Here is a 22057-nt window from a genome sequence, read left to right on the forward strand (position 1 = left end):
TTTTGCTTGCAGCCCTGCTGTACACGTCCGGCTCAGGGCCAACTCCGGAACGCGTTTTTACTTGATACACAGCGCGAAAGCGCTGGCCCGCCACCCTGACGGGGCGGCAAAGATAAGGAATTTGCAGCAGAGATAGAAAGGAGATAGTAGCTCAGTTTGCAATACCTACCGAACCTCGATTATTAGTGTAGCAAACAATGCTGTTTTTTATCTCATCAACTGTTTCCTTGATCGACGAGATATACTTACTTCTTGCAAAGAAGAATCGGAATCTAGTGTCATCCTTCACCATTATGATCTGGCGAAAGTATAAGCAGCGCTGCATTTCATAAGCACTTATATCTACACTGCCTTTGCCAGGATCGGTATCAACAGATAAGATTTTGCAACCAGGGTTTTTCTCCTTTATGGCTGCAACTTCGTCTTTTGGCGAAAAACGAAATCCGCCTTTAGGTGCAACCTCTATATGTATAGAACAGCCGTTGCTCTCAATACTATCCAAACTCTTGCTACTCTTTATATCCTTGCTAGCGCTTATTATTTCGCTATTCACTGTGTAGCCACATTCTTGGCAATCAGACCCGATTACGCGCAATTTTTCTTGGTATTTCCAACTAGCTGGCACCTGCATGGATATCCATGCTTCATCAACCTTTGGATTGCCTATCGTAACAGTCTTATACTTCTCGCCACGGCAGCTAGTGGTGATAACCAAGGATATGACAAGGAGCCTCAACATTATTGGAAATAAAAAAAGGACTGCAATAAATATTGCAGTCCTTTTTAGGTAAAAATTTAACGCTTGCTTACGCCCGGCCCATTTCGCGCAAGTGTGCTACGTGGGAAGCTACAGCGTAGCGCATCTTAGGATATTCATTGTACTCAACACCAAACTCCAAGCAAGCTTGGCGGATGATCTTGTTGAGCGCAGGATAGTGAATGTGCGAAATAGTAGGGAACAAGTGGTGCTCTACTTGGAAGTTGAGGCCTCCAACTAACCAGCTAATAACTTTACTGTCGGTGGCGAAGTTGGCGGTGGTTTTGATTTGGTGAATGGCCCACTCGTCTTCCAATTTGTTGGTGATTTCGTGCGGGATGGGGAAAGCGGTATGTTCTACGGTGTGCGCCAACTGGAACACGATGCTCATGGTGAAGCCAACAACCGTGGCGAAAACTAGGAAGCCAACTATCCAAGCCACGAAACCAACGGTGTAAATAGGCAGAGCCACGAATAAGAATAGGTGCAGTGCTTTGAAGCCCCAAAACACGCCCTGGTCGGAAGCCGTCATTTTCTTGATGGGCATCTCCCCGATTTTGCCTTTGAAATACTTCTGGTAGTCCATGAAGAAGATCCAGGCAATGAAAAGCAGGGCGTAGAAAAACCAGAAGTACAAGTGTTGGAAACGGTGGAAACCGTAACGCGTTTGGGTGCTGCTCAGGCGCAACCACGGCTGCGCGTCGAGGTCGTCGTCCACGCCGTCTACATTGGTGTACATGTGGTGGATGAGATTGTGCTTCACATTCCACATGAAGCTGTTGCCGCCGAGCACATTGAGCGTGAAGGAGGCAAACTGATTGATCCAGCGGGACTTGCTAAATGAGCCGTGGGCGCCGTCGTGCATGACGTTGAAGCCGATAGCCGACCCAACGAGACCTAGCAGAGCGCATTCCAACAGGGCCAGCCACGTAGGTGGCGTCAGGAAAACAAGGTGCAGATACACGGCCACAAACGAAACCGTGAGGATAATGGCTTTGGCAAACAAACGGGAGTCGCCGGTGGTGTCTTTGCCTGCTTCTGCGAAGTAGGCATTGGTGCGGAGCTTCAACTCCTTATGAAAGGAGCGCGAAGCCGCGAATTTGGGTGCTTGCATATGAGCTGATGATGAAGGAATCCCGCAAAGGTATATTCCTCTAACCCCAGCTCCTTCGGAATCATCCATAAGCCCCGGATTTTGCACAATGTCAATACCTCTAGCTTACACATTTACTGCTGTTTGTAACACCAATTTCTCAAGGCATAGCCTTGATAGCCAACTAGAACACAGAAACAAGCAATACTTTCTGCACTCTTTTCAGGAAGGCAAACAAAGAAATAGCTGATGCTACCTTGAGACTTAGCGTTTACTTAGCTCTCTCCTTCCAATTGGTAAATTGGGTTTCAACAAGGGCTGTAATTGTTCTAATGGTATGAATAGCCGCAACTCACCCTGGGCGTAAGAAGCAATTTCGTAGGGGGTATAAATGAAAACTGCGCCATTATTCGTCAGATACATATTGTGGCTAACGGGCATTTTCTTCACAAACAAAAACTCGTCGAGCTTCACAGTGGCCGGCTGATGCAGTACTCGGCGCACGGCCTGCTCAAGCAAAACGCTAAGTTGAGCGTCGGAATTAGGCTGGAAAACATCGGGGAAACGAAGGGCGTGGCCAGTACGAGTGTTGAAGGTAACGGCGCTGGTGCCGTAGTTGCCGTGGGCACCGCCGGTGTAGCTGTACGTGAAAAACCCAAGGCTAAGCAAGTTCTGCTGATTCCAGAGCACGTGCGTTGTCGCCTGGTCTTCATAGCGTAGCATATAGTCGTACGATGGAGCATTGCTACTAGTGTCGGGCTCCGCGGGTATGTCCTTCGTCAGATCTGCAACGCTTAACTGGTACTCTTTTTTGAAGGCGTTAAACTGCTGCTCCCAAAATTGCTCCGGCGACGAGGGAGCTGCCTTCGTGTCCAGAGTATCGCCGCGCAGACCCCGTAGGATACCAGTTGCTAAGAGGCTGCGTGCAGATTCAGAACCGTTGGTAGGTATGAGAACATGCAAGCTAGTGCGGCCGTGCGGTGACTTCGGCTGGTTGGGATATGCAGCCACCGAATCGGTGAAGTAGCGAGAGATAAAGGACGTACTACCGGGCAGTTCGACTTCGCGCAATTGCACGGGCTGCCCAGCGCGATTACCCAAAAGTTCTTTGCCATTGACATGTAGCCGCCAGATTGGCCCGTCGGAATTTTCACTTTGCAGTTCCGGGCTTCGGTCACGCAGCACGACGCTGTCGGCTGAAATGATAGCATCGTAGTCGGAGTTCAGCTCATAAGGTTGCCCGTCGGAACCACTATAAGAGCCCACGAAACTGGCGCTGTTGCGGTTCCCGTATCCGGCAGGCAGCGTCTGGAGGTGTAGGGTGATGGTTTCAGGGCCGAGTGTACCCCGGTAGCACCGATACCAGGTGCCAGGAGAATCTTTGGGCGGTGCAATAGCAGCTTTCTGATCGAGCTGTGAGGCTATACCTCCAGAATCAGTTTTGGATTGGCAAGCAGCCATTAGCCCACCCAACAGCAAGATGGAAACACGAATACAGGATAAACGACTTGAAACAGGTAAGCTCATCTGCGATGGATAAACAGGAAAGATATGTGCAAGATATTGTTCTAAAAGTACCTGAACAGCATGAGCACCGTATGTACCGACATCTTTCACTAGTCATTTTCTCTAGATTCTTTCTCATGAGCTATATTAAAGCCGGCCAAGATGCCAATGGCGAAGACATCAAGTTGCACTACACCGACCAAGGCCAAGGCAAACCAGTTGTACTGATTCACGGCTGGCCCCAAAACCACGAAGCTTGGACCTACCAACTCGGCGAGTTACCTAAGCATGGGCTGCGCGTAATAGCCTACACGCGTCGCGGATTCGGTAATTCCTCGAAGCCTTTTGAGGGCTACAACTACGATACGCTGGCCGATGACCTGAAGGTGGTGCTCGACACACTAGATTTGCAGGACGTAACGCTAGTTGGCTTTTCAATGGGCGGCGGCGAAGTGGCCCGCTACATGAGCCGCCACGGTGGGGCCCGCGTAGCCAAAGTGGCGTTCGTGTCGGCCGTGACGCCCTTCTTGCTGAAGACCGACGACAACCCCGACGGAGTTCCGCAACCGGTGTTCGACGACATTCAAGCCAACATCGCCAAAGACAGGTTCGACTTTCTACAATCGTTTGGCAAGGATTTCTACGGCGTAGGGGTACTGAGCAAGCCCGTTAGCCAGGCCGTCCTCGATTGGTCGTTTGGTATGGCTTCGCTCGGTTCGCATCAAGCCACTGTCGCCTGCGCACACGCTTTCGCCGAAACCGACTTCCGCCCTGACTTAGCGACCATCAACGTTCCCGCCCTCGTGATTCACGGCGACGAAGACAAAACGGTTCCAATTAAAAACAGCGGTGCCCGGATGACGGAACACCTGAAACAAGCCAACTATCTTGTTTACGAAGGAGCTCCCCACGGCTTATTTATCACCAACAAGGACCAACTGAACCGCGACTTACTCGCCTTCGTCGCTGGTTCATAAGCACAGATGCTTCTTGGCGCTTGTAATAACGGAATGCCCCTGGTTTCAATTGAAGCCAGGGGCATTTTGTATAAGTTAAGAAGTGTAACCGTTAGAAAGATGCATCCTGTTCAGAGCTGTATCATCGACAGACTACAATGCCATGCAGCGGTGCCAGAAGCATAAGAACTTTTAGCACTGCTGCGTATTGAGTGCTCTCAACAAACACGCATCAGCTATTTCTCCTCGGAAGAAGCCTCAGTATGAGCATCCTTTTTCTGTAGCGCAGACCAAAAAAAAGCCGGAAGCAAATGCGTCCGGCTTAATTATTCAGATAGGCGTGCCAGTTATGGTCGATGGTACCGGCGCTGAGCTTGAGGAAACCAGATAAGGTCGGTTTCTTCGGTTGCTGCCGAATCGTGAGGCCGGCTTCCTGCGGGGTGCGGTGCCCTTTGGCGTGGTTGCACCGAGAGCAGGCGGTAAGCAGGTTGCTCCAACTGGAGTCGCCGCCGCGGGAACGGGGTAGTACGTGGTCGAGGGTCAGGTTTTTGGTTGAGCCGCAATACTGACACTCGAAATGGTCACGCTTCATAATGTTGTGCCGGCTTAAGGCAATGCCTTTGTACGGCACGCGCACATACCGCTGAAGCCGAATAATGCTTGGCTTAGGATACGACTTGCTGACTGTGCGCAGCACGCCGTTCTCTGAGTTGGCAATCATCTCAGCTTTATCCAGAAACAACAGCACAAACGCCTTCTGCACACTACACAGCGTAATGGCTGTGTAGTCACCATTGAGAACTAGGACTTTTTGATCCATACGCTTAACTAGAGAGTAATCATCGGGTACAGCGAAAGCTAGATGATTCTAAGCGTATTAACAATAGCTAGAAACTTTAGTTTCTAATCTAGATCCTACTTGCTTAATTGAGCTTACAGCCGCTCATTGTCAATCTGTGTATATGATTTCAGAAGCTCTGAAGGCTGAAAAAGCCAGCGGAAACGTGCTATTCGGTTAGGATGCGTTTAATCAAACGCAGCTTATGGGAATATTTCTGCCGGTCGCGGTTGAAGATACCGTTGTGGTCGAGGGGGTCGATACGCACTTCGCCGCTGGCGTGGATAATTTGCTGTTCATCGAGCAGCAGCCCTACGTGCACGATGTTGCCCTCGGCGTTGTCGAAGAAAGCGAGGTCGCCGGGTTGGGTTTGAGCCACAAAATGAACGGTTTGCCCGAGGTTGATTTGCTGGCGCGCATCGCGCGGCAGTTGCACCCCGATAAGACCATAGAGCTGCTGCATCAAACCCGAGCAGTCGATACCAAATAAACTTTTGCCGCCCCACAGGTAAGGCGCCTTCAAATACACCAGTGCCATTTTCTGGAGTAAGCGCAAGCGGGCATCAACCGGGCCGTGGGGGCCGTGGCCGTTTTGCGGGTTGGTAGCGGCCCCGTTGTAGAACAGTTGCCGCTCCCCGATGCGCAAGGTCATGCCATCGAAAAAAGGCAGGCGCGAGCCAAGTTGCACCGGAATCCGGGTGGCGGGGTCGCTTACCATCTGCACGACATCGAGAGTGCGCGGGTGGTCTTGGGCTTGCCAAGCGGCTAGGTATTCAGGCGTTACGGACGTGTGCTGCTTGCCATCCATCCAGCCCACATACTGGTCGGCAGCGGTGCGCACTTGCACCCATTGGTTCTGAACCAACAAAATAGAATAACACTCCCCGAAAATTAGTTGAGTAACGATTTCGGCTTTGTCCGAAGGCTCGGCGCGTACCGGCACGACGCTCAGCGCGCAGATTCCATGTTCCAAGGTGATGAATTGGTGATATGGTGAATTGGTGGAACGAGGGCAGTTATTTTCACGAAGCCTACCCGCAGCCTGTGGTAGTCTTCAGCGCGAAGCTCCTTTTTTAACCTGAACTCGCCAAGTATCTTTCACAAATTCACTGCTTGCTACAACTCGCTTAATACTCTCGGGCGCGGTCTAGCTCGCGTTTCTGGTCTTTCTCTTTGATGCTGTCACGCTTGTCGAACAGCTTCTTGCCTTTCGCCAACGCAATTTCCAGTTTCGCAAAGCCCCGGTCGTTGACGAACATCCGAATGGGAATGATGGTGAGGCCCTGCTCCTGGCTTTTGTTGTTGAGTTGGGTTAGTTCGCGCTTGTTGAGCAGCAGTTTGCGCGGCCGGGTGGGCTCGTGGTTGTTGTAGGTGCCGGCCGTGTATTTAGCAATGGTAAGCCCGTGCACCCACAAGCTACCGTCGGGCTGAAATACGCAGAAGCCGTCCTGAATCTGCACGCTGCCGTCCCGGACGCTTTTGATTTCGGTGCCTTGCAGCATGATACCAGCATCATACTTCGCCAGGAAAGCATATTCGTAGGAGGCGCGACGGTTCAGGATGTTAACGCGCTTGGGGGTATCTTCTTTCTTACTCACGATGGTTCGGGTGTTATTTCTCGCGGGATTTTGCGGCGCCGGAGTGCAACTACTGCTTCTGGCGCAGCTCTTGGAAACGGGCTTGCAGCTTGGCTGCATCCACAATACGCTGGCCGGTGCGGCCGGTAGCTAATAGCCGCTTGCCTACGTAGGCTTGTACGTGGCAAATTAGCTCGGCGCCTTCCAGCCGTTCAAAAATAGCTTGAATTTCCACGGTTTCTCCTTCAAAGGCCGGCGCCCGGTGCTCCACGGTTAGCATGGTGCCAATACCCGCCTCCCCTTCTTCCAACATTAGCTCCACAAACTGACGGCTACTCCACTCCATGGCTTGGCCCAAGGCAAACGTGCTTAAGACCGGATGAATCAGCTTGCCATCAAGAACAGCAAAATCCTGCGGCCCGACCACGAACGAATATAGCTGTTGGTCGCCGGGCTGAAAAGGATTACGCATATAGTTGGGGGAAACGGCATGCCCTGCTTCCTTCCGCTCAGTAGCTGACGAGCGGAAGGAACAAAGGATTATCTAGAACGGCTCAGAAACGTTAGGCTAATTTCAGCCGGGGGTCGGAGCTAACTAATTGCGAGGCAAAGTCGCCGGCTTCGTACTGAAAGTGGGCCGTCATGGCTACCATGCCGGCGTTGTCGGTGCAGAACTGGAAGGCGGGGATAAATACTTGCCAGTTTTGGGTGGCCGCTTCGTCTTGCAGTGCCTGGCGCAAACCGGAGTTGGCAGCCACGCCGCCAGCAAGGGCTATTTGAGTGAGCTGGTGGTCGGCGGCAGCACGGCGGAGCTGCCGCAGCAACGTCTGGATGATGGTATACTGGATGCTGGCGCAGAGGTCAGGCAGGTTTTCCTGGATGAACTCCGGGTTCTTGGCGGTTTGCTGACGCAGGAAGTACATAACCGCCGTTTTGAGGCCGCTGAAGCTGAAATCGTAGCCCGGCATGGCGCCCACGGGGAACGGGAAGCGGGTGGGGTTGCCTTCGCGGGCCAGCTTATCGAGGTGGGGGCCGCCCGGATACGGGAGGCCGAGTTGCTTGGCGGTTTTGTCGAAAGCTTCACCGGCCGCGTCGTCGATGGTTTGACCGATGATTTCCATATCCATGGCGCTGCGCACAATCACGAGCTGCGTGTGGCCGCCACTAACGGTGAGGCACAGAAACGGAAACGCGGGCCGCGGCTCCTCGATGAAGTGCGCTAGAATGTGCGCCCGCATATGGTTGACGGCAATCAACGGCTTCCCAAGGGCCAAGGCCATGGTTTTGGCAAACATGCCGCCCACCAACAACGAGCCCAATAGCCCCGGACCTTGTGTGAAAGCCACTGCATCGAGGTCTTGCTTTTCAACGCCCGCCTTGTGCAAGGCGGCCGTCACGACCGGAATCAGGTGTTGCTGGTGGGCGCGCGAAGCCAGCTCGGGCACTACGCCGCCGTATTGTTCGTGTATTTGCTGCGTAGCCACCACGTTGGACCGGATTTCACCGTCTACCATTACAGCAGCGGATGTGTCGTCGCAGGAAGATTCGATGGCGAGAATAGTGGGCATAGTATGGTATTGTGAACGTAGCCGGTAATTAGTGAGGACAGGCCTTCCAAGTTTGCCGAAGCATGGCGGCCCGAGATTCCAGACGCTATGGGCAGTCTTGTCTTCCTTGAAATGACAGCCTCATAGACGGAATCCAAGACAAAGTTCGTTTAAAACCTTAAACCTACGCTGCTTCATCTAGTCAGAAGCTTAACCAAAGACGGCGTGGTATCGTTCTTGCGGCAGCAGTAGCCCGGCCGTATGCTCTTCTAGGTAGGCAACTACTAACCTGTATCTTCGCTCCTTCTGCTCTCTTTCAGCTGTTTCGCCTGTGCCTCGTTTCGTCTCCATCCTGCTTAAAGTACTGCTAGTCTTGGTGCTAGTAGTGACGGTGGCAGTAGTGGGCACGTTGGTGGCATTGCGAATTCCGAGCGTACAAACCCGGCTTGTGCAACAAGCCGCTACCATCCTGACCGACAAGTTGGGGCAGAAGGTGATAGTGGGCAGGGTGGATGTGCGGCCGTTTTCGCGGGTGCTACTTCAAGGCGTGCGGGTGCTGGACCGGCGCGGCGGGGAGCTGTTCAACATTGGCCGGGCCGATGCTTCCATCAGCTTGTTTAGCGTTTTCGACCCTTCGCACCTGCACATCAGCAACCTCACGCTGGAAGAACCGCGCTTTGCGCTGGTCACGTACAAAGACCAACCCGATTCTACCACGCTCACGCAGTTCTTGCGCGCCGTGCGCCGCTTGGTCGGCCCTTCCGATACCACCAAAGTCAGCAAGAAACCGTTCGACTTCAAGATTGAAACCGTCAGTTTGCGCAACGGACGCTTCATCCTCGAAAACCAAGTCAAGCCCCGCGCGGCGTACTACGGCCGGTCGATGGATTACGCGCACATGCAGATCGACAGCATCTACGCCGACGTTTCGGAAATTCAGCTGCACGGCGACACCATCCATACGCAGATAAATGGCTTGCGCGCGGTGGATTCCCCTTCTGGCACCCGCCTGCGGGAGCTGACGGCCAACATGACGTATGCCAGCAAGTTCTGGGAGTTTGCGGGCTTGAATTTGCGCGTTGGCAATAGTCAAATCAGCAATTACCTGCGCTTCGAGTACAAGCGGTTCCTCAACTTTACCAGCTTCAACGATTCGGTACGGGTAGTGGCCCGGCTGCAACCCTCGCGCCTCTACTCCAACGACATTGCCCAATTTGCGCCCCAACAATCGGTGCGCGACTTAAAGGAAACCGTGCTGATTTCGGGTGAAGCTACGGGCTACGTGCGCGACTTTCACACCAAGAACTTGGATATCCGCTACGGCAAAAACACGCACGTAGTCGGCAATATTGGGGTAGAAGGGCTGCCCAATTTCAAGGAAAGCTTTGTGGAAATGAAGCTCCAGCCCTCGGTGGTTGATGGGCGCGACATCCGGCGCTACATCCCGGTTTCGGGCTGGCCGTATGTGCAGCGGCTGGGTACAGTGAAGCTGAAAGGGCAATTTTTGGGCTTCTATAACGACTTCGTAGCCAATGGCTCGTTCGATACTACGCTGGGCTCGGTGGTGTCCGACGTCAACCTAAAATTCAAGACCGACCCGCGTCTTTCTTCTTACGAAGGCGACATTCGTACCACCAGTTTTCAGTTGGGCAAGCTGCTCGGGCAGGAAAAAACGGTGCGCGACATCACCATGAACGGGCGCGTGCAAGGCGTGGGCTTCTCGCCCGAAGGAGCCCGCGTGACGGCCCGCGCCACCGTGCAGAGCATCTGGCTGAACGGCTACCGCTACCGCAACATCACCACTGACGGGCGTTTCAGCCGCGAATCCTTTACGGGCCGCCTCGCCGCCAACGACCCGAGCCTGCAATTCGATGCCAACGGCACCGTGGACCTAAACAAAGCCACGCAAGCCTTCGACGTGCGGGCCCGCATCCGCCGCGCCGACTTACGCGCCTTGGGCCTCACCAAGCAAAGTGTAACAGTAGCTACCACCGCCGACGTGAAGTTTCGGGGCCTACGCCTCGACGATTTGCTGGGCCGCATCATCTTGCGCAACACGCGCTTGGGCTACGCAGGTCGCACGGTGGCTCTGGATACGTTTGATGTGCTAAGCCAGCGCACGGCAGGGAAGCGCCAGCTCACGGTTCGGTCGGAAGCGCTTAACCTGACAGCTACCGGCAACTACAACTACACCGAAGTGATTCGCAGTGCGCAAGTGCTATTGACCGAGTACGCCCTGAACTTCGAGAGCGATGATGCCGCCATTGCCAACTACTACCGCCGCAAGCGCCAGTCGCCGATTCGGGAGTACGCCATTGCGCTGGATCTGTACTTGAAAAAGCCGAATCCGACGTTGCAGCTGTTTATGCCGGGCTTGAAAGTGTCGAACTACTCGCGTATCGACGGCTCGTTTCGCAACGGCCAAACCTCGATTTTCCAGCTCGGCGGCAGCTTCGATACGTTGCAAATTGACAGCATCCGTACCTACCGCACAGCTTTCGACTTTACTACCTCCAAGTTGCCTTACCAGCCCGAGGTGCTGGCGCAGGCCAGCATAACTTCGGAGCGGCAGGTGCTACCAAGTTTGGGCAAGACCGAGCGGTTTTACGTGGAAGGCGTGTGGGACCAACAACGCATCAACTTCTCGACGGCTCTGGCCCAAACCAATACCACCAACCGGGCGCAGATCAATGGAGCGCTGTCGTTTCTGCCGAATGCCGTGCAAGTGGTGTTCCGGCAGTCGGGCGTGAACTTGTTGGGCAAGGACTGGACCATTGCCCAAGACAATGCCGTCGTGATTTCCAACAAAGGCAAGGAGGTTGATATTCAGCATTTGAGCTTGAGTAATGGCCCGCAGAGCATCAGCGCCCAAGGCTTTATTTCGCAGGACCCGAGCAAAGAACTGAAGCTGACGGTGAAGGATATGGAGCTGGCAACGCTCAATTCCCTCACCAAGCAAAACATGACCGGCCGCGTAAACGCACAAGGCACAATGAGCGGCGTCTACGGTCCGCTGGCCATCAACTCCACCCTCTCGGTGGATTCGATGAGCTTGGATAACGTGTTGATTGGAAACGTAACCGGCCAAAGCAATTGGGACAACCGCGCCAAACAGGCCCTTGTGGACTTGGATGTACTTCGCAACGACCAGCGCGTGGTACGAGTGGCAGGTAGTATTGCGCCGAGCCAGGAAGAAGAACAACTCAACCTTACGGCCGTACTCGATACGGCCCCCGTCAAACTAGCCGAGCCCTTCCTCAAAACCTTGTTCCGCGACTTAGGCGGCACGGCGGTGGGCACTTTGCGCTTAGCTGGCCGCTTCAATTCGCCCCGCCTCACTGGCACGCTTGATGTCACGGAAGGGCAGCTCACGTTTATCTACCTGAACACCACGTACACCTTCTCCGACCGGATTCGGTTTGCGGAAGACCGGATTGCGCTGCGTGATATCAAGATGCGCGACCCGCTCGGCAACACCGGCACTATCACCGGCGACATTTTCCACGACGGGTTCAAGAACATGCGGCTGGATTTGGATGCCTCGTTCCGCAAGCTGCTCGTCCTCAATACCACTCGCAAAGACAACCAATTGTACTTCGGCACAGCCTATGCCACGGGCACTGCCCGCGTCAATGGCCCATCGACCAACTTGGTGGTAAACGTGCAAGCCAAATCTGACCCTGGCACGCGTCTTTCCTTGCCGCTCGACAACGCCGCTAAAGCTGAGCAGGCCAGCTACATCCGCTTTGTGAATCGCAACCTGCTCGATACAGCCCGCACGCCGGTGGCGGTGGGCGTGCAAGACAAGATTGATTTGTCGGGTATTCGGTTGAATATGAACCTGGAAGTCACGCCCGATGCCTACGTGGAAATTCTGCTCGACGAAAGCACCGGCGACGTTATTCGGGGTACGGCAGCGGGACGACTGCGCCTCAACATCGACACGCGCGGCGACTTCAACATGAGCGGGCAAATTGAGATTGTGCGCGGGGCTTACAATTTCACGTTGCAGGGCCTCGTCAACAAGGAATTTGTGGTGCGGCCGGGTGGCACTATTGTTTGGAACGGTGACCCGCTAGCAGGCGAGATGAATGTGACAGCAGCTTACACGCAACGCACCTCGCTAGCCCCTGCCCTGCCCGGCAACAACGCCGTGGTGCCTGTCACGGCCGTGATGAACCTGACGGGGCCGCTGCTGCTGCCCGCTATCAAGCTGAATCTAGAGTTCAACGACATTCCCTCGTCGCTGGAAGGTGATTTGGCGCCGTTCCTGTCCTCGTTGCGCAACGATGAGCAGGAATTGAACCGGCAGGTATTTAGCTTGGTGGTGTTCCGGCAGCTGGCGCAAGTGGGCTCGTTATCATCAGTTACTTCGTTGCGGGGCCAGGACAACGCATTGGGCAACAGCTTGGGACAGATTATTTCCACGCAGCTCGGGGCCCTTACTTCGCAACTTGATCCGAACCTGGAAATCAGCTTCAACTTCAATGGCCTCTCGGCCGAGCAATTGCAGGCCTTGCAAGTACGCCTGAGCTACTCCTTTATGAACGGCCGACTGCGCGTCACGCGGGAAGGCGGCTTCAGCAACAGCGTGGCCACCACCACCGGTGGCACGCCCATATCCGGGACCAACAATTCGGTTATTGGAGATTTGAGCTTAGAATATGCGCTGCGCACCGATGGCAAGTTCCGGGCGAAACTGCGCTACGAAACCACCCCGCGCGACTACAGCGACATCACCAGCCAGAACCAAGCCCGAGCCGGTATTTCCCTGCTTCACACCGAGCAGTTCGACTCCTTCAATGAGCTTTTTGCGCGCAAGCACCTGCGCCGCCGCGAAACCAACGCCCGCAAAGCCCGCGAAGTCCTCAACATCGACGACGACCCACGGACTACACTATAAGTGGCAGCTGGAAGCCGGTCAAATGAGTAATTGGGGAAACAGCCAGTTAGCGTGCTGACGTTGAAACACTTTTGTCATGCTGAGCGGAGCCAAAGCATCTCGCTCGAATCGTTACGCCGACAAAGGGGTTTTACCACACTGGCGAGATGCTTCGGCTGCGCACAGCATGACAGACTCTCCCTGATGTTAGCACGCCAAATGTTCCCGTAAGCTCAGTAGTATAACCACATATCCTACCAAGCGGGAGGCTCCCACTAGCTCGGTAGGCTTGTTCATTATTGTGAGGGCGTGTTGTGTTAATCATTGTTAATGGTTGATTTGCTTGAGCCTCTAATCACTCTTACGCTTACCTTTGCCCTTCTATGCCCCAAACCCGTCCGACCCGTAAGAAAAAGCTTGGCAGCTATCCGCACCTGATGGTTGTGTTCAGCATCACGCTGGCGTTGCTGGTCATTGGGTTGTTTGGGTTGCTCTTGATTCATGCGCACAAGCTCTCCAACCTAGTGAAGGAGAACATCGAAATGCAGGTGTACTTGGAGCGCGACTTGCCCGCAACCGAGCTACTCCGCCTGCAACAAGACTTTTCGCGCAAGCCCTACATTGCCCTCCGCGACCAGAGACCACAAGTGCGCTTCCTATCGAAAGAGGAAGGCGCCAAGCAGTTCATCGACCAAACCGGCGAGGATTTCAAGAACTTCCTCGGCGACAACCCACTGCGCGACGCGTACATCCTGAAAATCAAGTCGGAGTATTCGGATTCGTTGCAGATGGGGCGCATCGAGCGGGAACTGAAAGCGGAGCCGGGCGTGTACGAGGTGCAGTACGTGCAGAGCCTCATTAGCTCCATCAACCAGAATGTGCGCAAGCTCAGCTTGGTCCTGCTCGGCTTTGCCGTCGTGCTTACCATCGTCGTGACGGTGCTTATCAACAATACCATCAAGCTCGCTCTATTCTCGCAGCGGTTCCTCATTCGGAGCATGCAATTGGTTGGGGCTACGTCCTTTTTTATTCAGCGGCCCTTTCTCCGGCGGGCTACTTGGCAAGGATTGGCCAGTGGTATTCTGGCATCGTTGCTTCTGCTGGCCCTGCTGCAATACGCTTATTTGCAAGTGGCCGACTTGCGCATTCTGCGCGACGACCGGCTCATTGGGGCGCTGCTGTTGGTGATGGTCGGCTTGGGCTGTGGCATCGGCTTTCTGAGTTCTTACCGCGCCGTACGGAAGTACTTGGGCATGTCGCTGGACGACTTGTATTAACTGATTGTACTCGCAATAGGACACGCTTCTTTTCGAAATTCTTAACCAGAGATATAATGGAACCTACTCAAGAACCTCGCTTTGCCTTCGGGACGCGCAACTACCGCCTGATGTTTTTGGGGCTGGCGGTGCTGGCCGCTGGCTTCGTTACGATGACGTTGGACTCTGCCGACTACGGCGAAGGGTTCCTCGGCATCACGCTAGGCCCCATCCTGCTGATTATCGGCTTTCTGATTGAGTTTTGGGCTATTATGGCGCGGCCCCACGGCTACGCGCCCGTAGCAGCCGACGCTACTACCCGCGAAACGTTGGCGCAGCAGCCTGCCCCTGCCGCCCCTGCTGCCCCCGCCCCTACTGCTCCTACTTACAAGCGCCCGTAGCTTTGGAACGCGAAGCTCCAGCTTCGCGCATAACTTGCCCGTCCGCCGAAGCAGTGCTTTGTAGGACGGGTGAGCACGCCCATCTTCTACGCGGCGCGAAGCTGGAGCTTCGCGCTACACCGCTTCTTTATGAATTACTGGCACGCGCTGCTACTCGCCATTGTTGAAGGCCTAACTGAATTTTTGCCGGTTTCCAGCACCGGTCACATGGTTATAGTAGCCAACCTGCTCGGTATTGGGCAACTACCTTTTACCGAAACCTATATCACTTCTATTCAGCTCGGCGCTATTTTGTCGGTGGTGGTGCTGTATTGGCGCCGGTTTCTGCAAAGCGTTGACTTCTACGTGAAGCTGATTGTGGCTTTTCTGCCCTTCGGTTTGCTCGGCTTCCTGCTGAAAGATGTTATCGAGGAGTTGCTAAAGAGCGTGACGGTCGTGGCGGTTTCGTTGGTAGTGGGGGAATTGTGCTGCTGTTCGTAGACCGTTGGTTTTCGGGTCCGCGCAAGGAAGTAACCACCCCGAGCCTCATGCAGGCCCTCAAGATTGGTCTTTTCCAGTGCATTGCCCTCATTCCAGGCGTGTCGCGCTCGGCGGCTACTATCATTGGCGGCTTAACCCAAGGCTTCGACCGTCGCTCGGCCGCCGACTTTTCTTTCCTACTGGCTGTGCCCACCATGTTTGTCATTACGGCTTACCAGCTCTACAAAACTTATAAAGTGAGTGCGCCGGGAGCCGAAGACATCAAGCTGCTCTTATTTGGCAATGTGGTAGCGTTTGCGGTGGGGCTGTTGGCCGTGAAATCGTTCGTGAACTTTGTGTCGCGCTTTGGCTTCCGGGCGTTTGGCTTCTACCGCATCATTGTGGGCGTAGTCATTCTGGTGATAATTGGCCTTGGCATCAACCTACAGTTGATTTAACGAAAAGATGATGGACGCTTCCTTTCCTCCTTTCGATTTTGAAGCCGGCGAAGTGCTGCTGCTCGACAAACCCCTAACCTGGACTTCGTTTGATGTGGTGCGCAAAGTCAAAAACACGCTTCGCATCAAGAAAATCGGGCACGCGGGCACCCTCGACCCGCTGGCCACGGGCTTGCTGATCTTGTGCACCGGCAAGAAAACCAAGGAAATCGACCTGATTCAAGCGCAGGAAAAAGAGTACACCGGCACCTTCCGCCTAGGTCAAACCACTCCGAGCTTCGACCTGGAAACGCCAGTAGACGTGGAATTGCCTTTCGAGCACTTAGAAGAAGCTGCCATACGGGCGACAACTGCGTCGTTTACGGGCCTGATTGAGCAGACGCCCCCGCTGTTTTCGGCAGTGAAAGTGAATGGTGAGCGGGCGTATGAAGTGGCGCGGCGCGGCGAGGAAGCTGTTATTAAGAGCAAGCAAGTCACCATTAAGGAGTTTGAAATAACCCGTTTAGCATTACCCGAGGTTGATTTCCGAGTGGTGTGCTCGAAGGGCACCTATATCCGGAGCCTGGCCCGCGACTATGGTGCCGCGCTCGGCTGTGGCGCCCACCTTACCAAACTGGTGCGCACGCGCATCGGCGAGTATCAGTTGGCTGAGGCCCTGAACATGGATCAAATAGAAGCGCTGCGCCCACCACGCGCGGAAGGTGCTGCCGAACGGCCGCCCCGGCCGCAAAAACAGCGGCGACCCGAGCGCCGGGCTGGCCTAGAGTATTTCAACGCCAACAACCCCACGTCGGCGCCAGATAGCAATTCAGAAAGCGCAGAATAAGCTTACGGCCCGGCTAGCTTCCTTGGTTATAAGACTATTTTAGGTCAGCACTTACCGAGTTATCTAACCAAGGAAAGTATCCTATCAGTACAGCTTAGGAGTACAGAAGCGCCTCTGGCAGAAGCTTGTGCGCTCTTAGCAGCTAGGTAGTTGGGCAACTACCCGAGCTTCTTATCTCTACGAAGCAGCCGCGGATTGCACCCTGACCAGCGCCGCGCCGTACAGGAGAATCTGCATATTGCAGGCTGTCGGCAGTAGCTAGGGCACAGCAGCTACCCGACCGTTTTTCCGTAGACGTATTACTCGGTTATTTCAACCCTTAGTTACTATCAAGCAAATGCAAGTTGTTCGGGACCCGGCGCAGTTTCCACACCTTCAAGGCCAGGCGGTTGTTACGAGCGGCACATTTGACGGTGTACACCTCGGGCACCAGCAGATTCTGCGGCGGTTGCAGGAAGTGGCACAGCAAAGCGGTGGGCCGTCGGTGGTCATCACGTATTGGCCTCACCCCCGCTTGGTGTTAGATGCGCCGCCTTCGCACCCCAACCCGCAAGACCTGCATCTGCTTAGTACGCTTGAGGAGCGAATCAAAAGGCTGGAAGATTTCGGGATTGATTACTTGCTTATCATTCCCTTCACCCAAGAATTCGCCTCCTGGACTTCGGAAGAGTATATCCAGAACATTCTGATCCGCACGGTGGGCACCAGCAAGCTGGTTATCGGCTACGACCACCGATTTGGCAAAAACCGAGAAGGCGGCTTCGATTATCTCAGTCAGAATGCCGACCGGTACGGCCTAAGCGTAGAGGAAATTCCGCGCGAAGACGTGGACGCCGTGGGCGTGAGCAGCACCCGGATTCGTAGGGCCCTGGAAAGCGGCGACATCCTGACGGCCAGCCGGTACCTCGGGTACCCCTACGAGCTAACAGGCAGCGTCGTGCGCGGCCGACAATTGGGGCGCACCATCGGCTGGCCCACTGCCAACGTGCAGGTAGAAGAACCGTTGAAGCTGATTCCGGCCCGTGGGGTATATGCCGTAATGGCCACCACGGCCGCCGGTACCCATCACGAAGCCATGCTCAATATCGGTGTCCGTCCAACCGTAGGCGGCGACTTAGCCCAAACTATTGAAGCGCACCTCCTAGATTTCAACGGCGACTTGTACAACCAGCAACTTACGGTTCAGCTGGTAGCCCGCCTGCGCGACGAGCAAAAGTTCGACGGCTTAGACGCACTAAAAGCACAGTTAAAGCTCGACGCCGAAGATGCCCGGCGCCACCTAGTAGGCGGTTAAGAGTTAGTATTTGAAGTACTACGGCCCTTTTCACTTTATGACAGCCGGAGATATATCGACACTAAATATGGAGTTAGTAAGGCAGTTGCCATAGTACACGTGGGGATTCTTAGTTAACCAACTCCTTAAGCCTGCTCCTTGGTGTTACGCTACTTGCTCGTGTTTCTATGCTGGCTGAGTGGAACGATGGTGGTGCATGCGCAGGGAACATTGAGCGGCACCATCCGGGACTCGCTGACGCAGAAGCCGCTGGAATTTGCGAGTATATTTCTGGCCAGCACCACGTACGGAGCGACCACCAATGCCAGCGGGCAGTTTACGCTGACCGGTATACCAGCCGGGCCATACGATCTTATTGTCTCGTATGTCGGGTACAAGCTGCTAAAGCGCAGTATCACGGTGCGCAACGAGCCGCAGCCGCTGAACCTGCTGCTCACGCCTTCGTCGCAACAGTTGAAAGGTGTAACGGTGCGGCCCAACCCCAACCGCGCCAGTGATTATCAGAAGTTTGCGGAGACCTTCTTGGGGCAGACCAGCTTTTCCAAACAATGCCGCATCCGCAACCCCGACGACGTACTGGTTTCGTATGATGTGGATGCAAACGAACTGACGGCTTCCAGTCCTACCTTTTTGCAAGTTGACAATGCCGCGCTCGGTTACCGCGTCAAGTATTATGGCCTAAAGTTCACGTTGAACTTCAAACAGCAGTACGTTTCGTTTTATGGCTGGCCGATTTTCGAGGAAATGCAACCGCGCAACAAGCGGCAGCAAGCGCACTGGTTGGCTAATCGGCTGAAGGCTTACCACGGCTCCCTTGTGCACTTTTTGCGCAGTGTGTACACCAACCAAGTAGCTAGCCAGGGATTTTTGGTGCGGAAGCTGCGCGTTGTGCCCAATCCGCGTTTCGCCCGCACCGATAGTCTCCGCAAAGCGCTGTTGCTGGCGCGGCGCAATCAGCCATTGTCGGCACCAGAAGTTGATTCTGTTGAACGTTGGACGAAAGTGCCCCACAGCTTCTCGCTGCTTTACCTCACGGAACGCCCCATCGACAGTTTGCGCCGGGTCGAGGCTGCCAGCGGGCGGGTGTGGCTGCGCTTTCGAGATTATCTGCAGGTTAATTATTTGCGCGAAAGTCCAGACCCGACTTACCAGTTGCCTCGCCCCGTGGGTGCACCACCCGCCCCGGCCATTAAGGCGGACTGGCAGATTTCATTGCTTTCCCTGACCAGTACCATACGTGAAGCTGAAATCTTGCCCAACGGCCAGCTAGTGGAGCCACTGGCTGTTTTCACGGAGCAGTACTGGGGATTCGAGAAAATGGGTGAACTTTTGCCCATCGATTACGCGCCTCCTGCGGCCCCACCACCCCACCGATAATTCCCACTCCACGCTCCTTACTATGATCAACAAAGTAGTTCCCGACGCCCAAACCGCCTTGCACGGCCTCACCGATGGCATGACGCTCATGCTTGGTGGCTTCGGTTTGTGCGGCATTCCCGAAAACGCTATTCAAGAAATCCTCCGCCTGGGCGTCAAAAACCTTACCTGCATCAGCAACAATGCGGGGGTTGATGATTTTGGCATCGGGTTGCTATTGCAGCAGCGGCAAGTAAAAAAGATGATTTCCAGCTACGTGGGCGAGAATGCCGAGTTTGAGCGGCAGTTACTCAGCGGCGAGCTGGAAGTGGAGTTGTTGCCACAGGGCACCCTGGCCGAGCGCATCCGGGCCGGGGGCGCGGGTATCCCGGCTTTCTACACTCCCGCCGGCTACGGCACCGAAGTGGGCGAAGGCAAGCCGAGCCAGGAATTCTATGGCAAGATGTATTTGCTGGAAACCTGGTTGAAAGCTGACTATGCTTTCGTGAAAGCCTGGAAGGGCGACACCGCCGGCAACCTCATCTACAAAGGCACGGCCCGCAACTTCAACCCCATGATGGCAACGGCTGGCAAAATAACGGTGGCCGAAGTGGAAGAACTGGTACCCGCCGGCGAGCTGGACCCCAACCATATTCACACGCCGGGCATCTTTGTGCAGCGCATTTTTGAGGGCAAAAACTACGAAAAGCGCATCGAGCAGCGCACCGTACGGGCTTCAACCAAGTAGTATCTCATGCAGGGTTTGCCGGGCATATAGCATAGAGCACCGTTTCATTTAACAGACCATTACAAGGCATTTTGTTGCTCCTCCCGAAACTAACAGTCTACTATGAAAAAAACAGCCTTCTTCCTTCTCCTTTCCCTCACATTCAGCGGCCACTCATACGCCCAGAAGGTAGCTCCGGCCAAACCCAAGAGCAGCAAGTCGCAGACCCTCACGGCCAAGCCCGAACAGCTACCGGGCATCGACCAGCTGCTGCAAGAATACACGGCCGCTAACCGGGTTCCGGGCGCCATTGCCTTGGTAGCGCACGACGGCAAAATCATCTACCGTAAAGCCTTTGGCTATGAGGATGTAGAAGCGAAAACGCCGCTCAAGCCCGACGCTATTTTTCGGATTGCTTCGCAGACCAAGGCTGTTACCAGCGTGGGCTTGATGATGCTCTACGACGAAGGTAAATTCCAGTTCGACGACCCTATTTCCAAGTATCTGCCGGCCTTCCGCAACCCCAGAGTGCTGGCTACTTTCAACGAGAAAGACTCGACCTACACCACCGTTCCGGCCAAATCCGAAATAACCATCCGGCAACTGTTCACCCACACTTCGGGCATCAGCTATCCGGTAATTGGCTCCAAGGAAGCCACTGCTATTTACGCCAAAGCGAATATTCCGAGCGGCATTGGCACGCCGGGCGGCAACTTGGCTACGTCCATGAATGCGTTGGGGGCGCTGCCGCTGATACACCAGCCAGGCGAGAAATTCACGTACGGTTTGAGCGTGGATGTGCTCGGCTATTTGATTGAAGTGCTTTCCAAGCAGCCCCTCGACCAGTACTTGCGCACTCGTCTCTTCGACCCACTCGGTATGCGCGACACTTGGTTCTACTTGCCCGCCGAAAAGCAGAACCGCCTAGCCGCGCTCCACACCGAAGACGCCTCCAAAGCTACCGTAAAAATGGGCCAGCAGGGCCGCATGACGCCGGATTACCCCAAAGCTGCCGGTACCTACTTTTCAGGCGGCGCGGGGCTTTCCTCCACCATCGACGACTACGCCGTTTTCTTGCAGATGATGCTCAACGAGGGCGAATACAACGGCCGCCGTATTCTGAAGCCCGCCACGGTACGCCTGATGACCAGCAACCAAATCGGCGACGTCAACCAAGGTGACAATAAGTTCGGGCTCGGTTTCAGCATCACCACCGCCAAAACCGCCGATACCTCCGGTCTCTCCGAAGGCTCTTTCGAGTGGGGCGGCATCTTCGGCACTACGTACTGGGTGGACCCCAAACTGAAAATTGTGGCCCTCCTCTACACGCAGAAATACCCCAACACCACGGCCCGCGACCTGGCTGGCAAGTACAAGGTGCAAGTCCGGCAGGCGGTGGTAGGCTCTACTGCCGCATCGGTTAAATAACGTTCTCCTTCTCTCCCACCCATTATGTTAGACAAACACGGCATTGCCCGGCGGATTGCACAAGAAGTGCGCGACGGGTACTACGTAAACCTTGGCATTGGCATTCCTACCCTGGTGGCCAATTACATTCCTGCAGGTATCAACGTGGAACTGCAGTCGGAAAACGGCTTGCTGGGCATGGGCCCCTTCCCTACCGAGGATGAAGTGGACCCCGACCTCATCAACGCGGGCAAGCAAACCGTAACCACTCTACCCGGTTCCAGCCTCTTTTCCTCCGCCGACTCGTTCGGGATGATACGCGGCGAGCATGTGGATTTGACCATCCTCGGGGCCATGGAAGTATCCGAAAACGGCGACATTGCCAACTGGAAAATTCCGGGCAAAATGGTGAAAGGCATGGGTGGCGCCATGGACTTAGTGGCCTCGGCCAAGAACATCATTGTAGCCATGCAGCACGTGGCCAAAGACGGTAGCAGCAAATTGCTACCCGCCTGCACGCTGCCCATTACGGGCCTGCATTGCGTCAAGAAAATAGTAACCGAGCTAGCCGTACTCGACGTGACACCCGATGGCTTTGTGTTGCGCGAGCGGGCGCCCGGCGTCAGCGTCGAGCAGATTCAGGCAGCCACAGCGGGTAAGCTGGTGGTACCCCAGGAAGTGCCGGAGATGACAGGGGTGTAACCTCGGTTCTGGTCT

Annotated in this window: 18 protein-coding genes and 1 pseudogene; 11 read left to right on the top strand and 8 right to left on the bottom strand. The window is 54.8% G+C overall.

Going from position 1 to position 22057, the window contains the following annotated elements:
* Nucleotides 1-151 precede the first annotated feature (151 nt).
* The 3 genes from MUN86_RS16805 to MUN86_RS16815 form a co-directional block, all read right to left on the bottom strand.
* Nucleotides 152-715: a hypothetical protein gene (locus MUN86_RS16805; RefSeq protein WP_245119210.1), complete on the bottom strand. Its 564-nt coding sequence runs from the start codon at nt 713-715 to the stop codon at nt 152-154.
* A 91-nt stretch (nt 716-806) separates the two neighbouring features.
* Nucleotides 807-1871 carry a fatty acid desaturase family protein gene (locus MUN86_RS16810; protein WP_245119211.1) on the bottom strand — a complete coding sequence of 355 codons (1065 nt, stop codon included), beginning with the start codon at nt 1869-1871 and terminating at the stop codon, nt 807-809.
* 243 nt (nt 1872-2114) lie between these two features.
* Nucleotides 2115-3377 carry a DUF3298 and DUF4163 domain-containing protein gene (locus MUN86_RS16815; protein ID WP_245119212.1) on the bottom strand — a complete coding sequence of 421 codons (1263 nt, stop codon included), beginning with the start codon at nt 3375-3377 and terminating at the stop codon, nt 2115-2117.
* A 116-nt stretch (nt 3378-3493) separates the two neighbouring features.
* On the opposite strand from MUN86_RS16815, the gene MUN86_RS16820 reads away from it, so the two are divergent.
* On the top strand, nt 3494-4333 hold the full coding sequence (locus tag MUN86_RS16820) for an alpha/beta fold hydrolase (RefSeq protein WP_245119213.1): 840 nt from the start codon (nt 3494-3496) through the stop codon (nt 4331-4333).
* Between the two features lie 301 nt (nt 4334-4634).
* On the opposite strand, the gene MUN86_RS16825 is transcribed toward MUN86_RS16820, so the two are convergent.
* The 5 genes from MUN86_RS16825 to tsaD form a co-directional block, all read right to left on the bottom strand.
* The gene (locus MUN86_RS16825; RefSeq protein ID WP_245119214.1) at nt 4635-5132 is read right to left on the bottom strand and encodes an HNH endonuclease; all 498 of its coding nucleotides are present in this window, start codon (nt 5130-5132) and stop codon (nt 4635-4637) included.
* Nucleotides 5133-5319: 187 nt separating this feature from the next.
* A complete protein-coding gene (locus MUN86_RS16830; RefSeq protein WP_245119215.1) occupies nt 5320-6123 on the bottom strand; it encodes a C40 family peptidase in 804 nt (267 codons plus the stop codon).
* A gap of 154 nt (nt 6124-6277) precedes the next feature.
* Nucleotides 6278-6751 (bottom strand): SsrA-binding protein SmpB, encoded by a 474-nt coding sequence (smpB, locus tag MUN86_RS16835; RefSeq protein WP_245125776.1) that lies wholly within the window; start codon nt 6749-6751, stop codon nt 6278-6280.
* Nucleotides 6752-6797: 46 nt separating this feature from the next.
* On the bottom strand, nt 6798-7199 hold the full coding sequence (locus tag MUN86_RS16840; protein ID WP_245119216.1) for a thioesterase family protein: 402 nt from the start codon (nt 7197-7199) through the stop codon (nt 6798-6800).
* A 91-nt stretch (nt 7200-7290) separates the two neighbouring features.
* Nucleotides 7291-8295 carry a tRNA (adenosine(37)-N6)-threonylcarbamoyltransferase complex transferase subunit TsaD gene (gene tsaD, locus MUN86_RS16845; RefSeq protein WP_245119217.1) on the bottom strand — a complete coding sequence of 335 codons (1005 nt, stop codon included), beginning with the start codon at nt 8293-8295 and terminating at the stop codon, nt 7291-7293.
* Nucleotides 8296-8605: 310 nt separating this feature from the next.
* On the opposite strand from tsaD, the gene MUN86_RS16850 reads away from it, so the two are divergent.
* The 10 genes and pseudogenes from MUN86_RS16850 (at nt 8606) to MUN86_RS16895 (ending at nt 22042) form a co-directional block, all read left to right on the top strand.
* Nucleotides 8606-13177 carry a translocation/assembly module TamB domain-containing protein gene (locus MUN86_RS16850; protein ID WP_245119218.1) on the top strand — a complete coding sequence of 1524 codons (4572 nt, stop codon included), beginning with the start codon at nt 8606-8608 and terminating at the stop codon, nt 13175-13177.
* 362 nt (nt 13178-13539) lie between these two features.
* Complete coding sequence (locus MUN86_RS16855; RefSeq protein ID WP_245119219.1) at nt 13540-14433, top strand: cell division protein FtsX; 894 nt, start codon at nt 13540-13542, stop codon at nt 14431-14433.
* 56 nt (nt 14434-14489) lie between these two features.
* Nucleotides 14490-14813, top strand: a complete 324-nt coding sequence (locus tag MUN86_RS16860) for a DUF3098 domain-containing protein (protein WP_245119220.1) — start codon at nt 14490-14492, stop codon at nt 14811-14813.
* A 129-nt stretch (nt 14814-14942) separates the two neighbouring features.
* A pseudogene (locus MUN86_RS16865) lies at nt 14943-15730 on the top strand (undecaprenyl-diphosphate phosphatase).
* A gap of 7 nt (nt 15731-15737) precedes the next feature.
* On the top strand, nt 15738-16556 hold the full coding sequence (truB, locus tag MUN86_RS16870; RefSeq protein ID WP_245119221.1) for a tRNA pseudouridine(55) synthase TruB: 819 nt from the start codon (nt 15738-15740) through the stop codon (nt 16554-16556).
* Between the two features lie 337 nt (nt 16557-16893).
* Entirely contained in the window at nt 16894-17850 is a 957-nt protein-coding gene (locus MUN86_RS16875; protein ID WP_245119222.1) for a bifunctional riboflavin kinase/FAD synthetase, read from the top strand.
* 141 nt (nt 17851-17991) lie between these two features.
* A complete protein-coding gene (locus tag MUN86_RS16880) occupies nt 17992-19227 on the top strand; it encodes a carboxypeptidase-like regulatory domain-containing protein (protein ID WP_245125778.1) in 1236 nt (411 codons plus the stop codon).
* 22 nt (nt 19228-19249) lie between these two features.
* Nucleotides 19250-19954, top strand: coding sequence for a CoA transferase subunit A (locus tag MUN86_RS16885; RefSeq protein ID WP_245119223.1), 705 nt, complete (start codon nt 19250-19252; stop codon nt 19952-19954).
* A gap of 102 nt (nt 19955-20056) precedes the next feature.
* Nucleotides 20057-21361, top strand: coding sequence for a serine hydrolase domain-containing protein (locus MUN86_RS16890; protein WP_245119224.1), 1305 nt, complete (start codon nt 20057-20059; stop codon nt 21359-21361).
* A gap of 24 nt (nt 21362-21385) precedes the next feature.
* Nucleotides 21386-22042 (top strand): CoA transferase subunit B, encoded by a 657-nt coding sequence (locus MUN86_RS16895; protein ID WP_245119225.1) that lies wholly within the window; start codon nt 21386-21388, stop codon nt 22040-22042.
* Nucleotides 22043-22057 lie beyond the last annotated feature (15 nt).

It is taken from the genome of Hymenobacter volaticus, from assembly GCF_022921055.1.
Lineage (GTDB): Bacteria > Bacteroidota > Bacteroidia > Cytophagales > Hymenobacteraceae > Hymenobacter > Hymenobacter volaticus.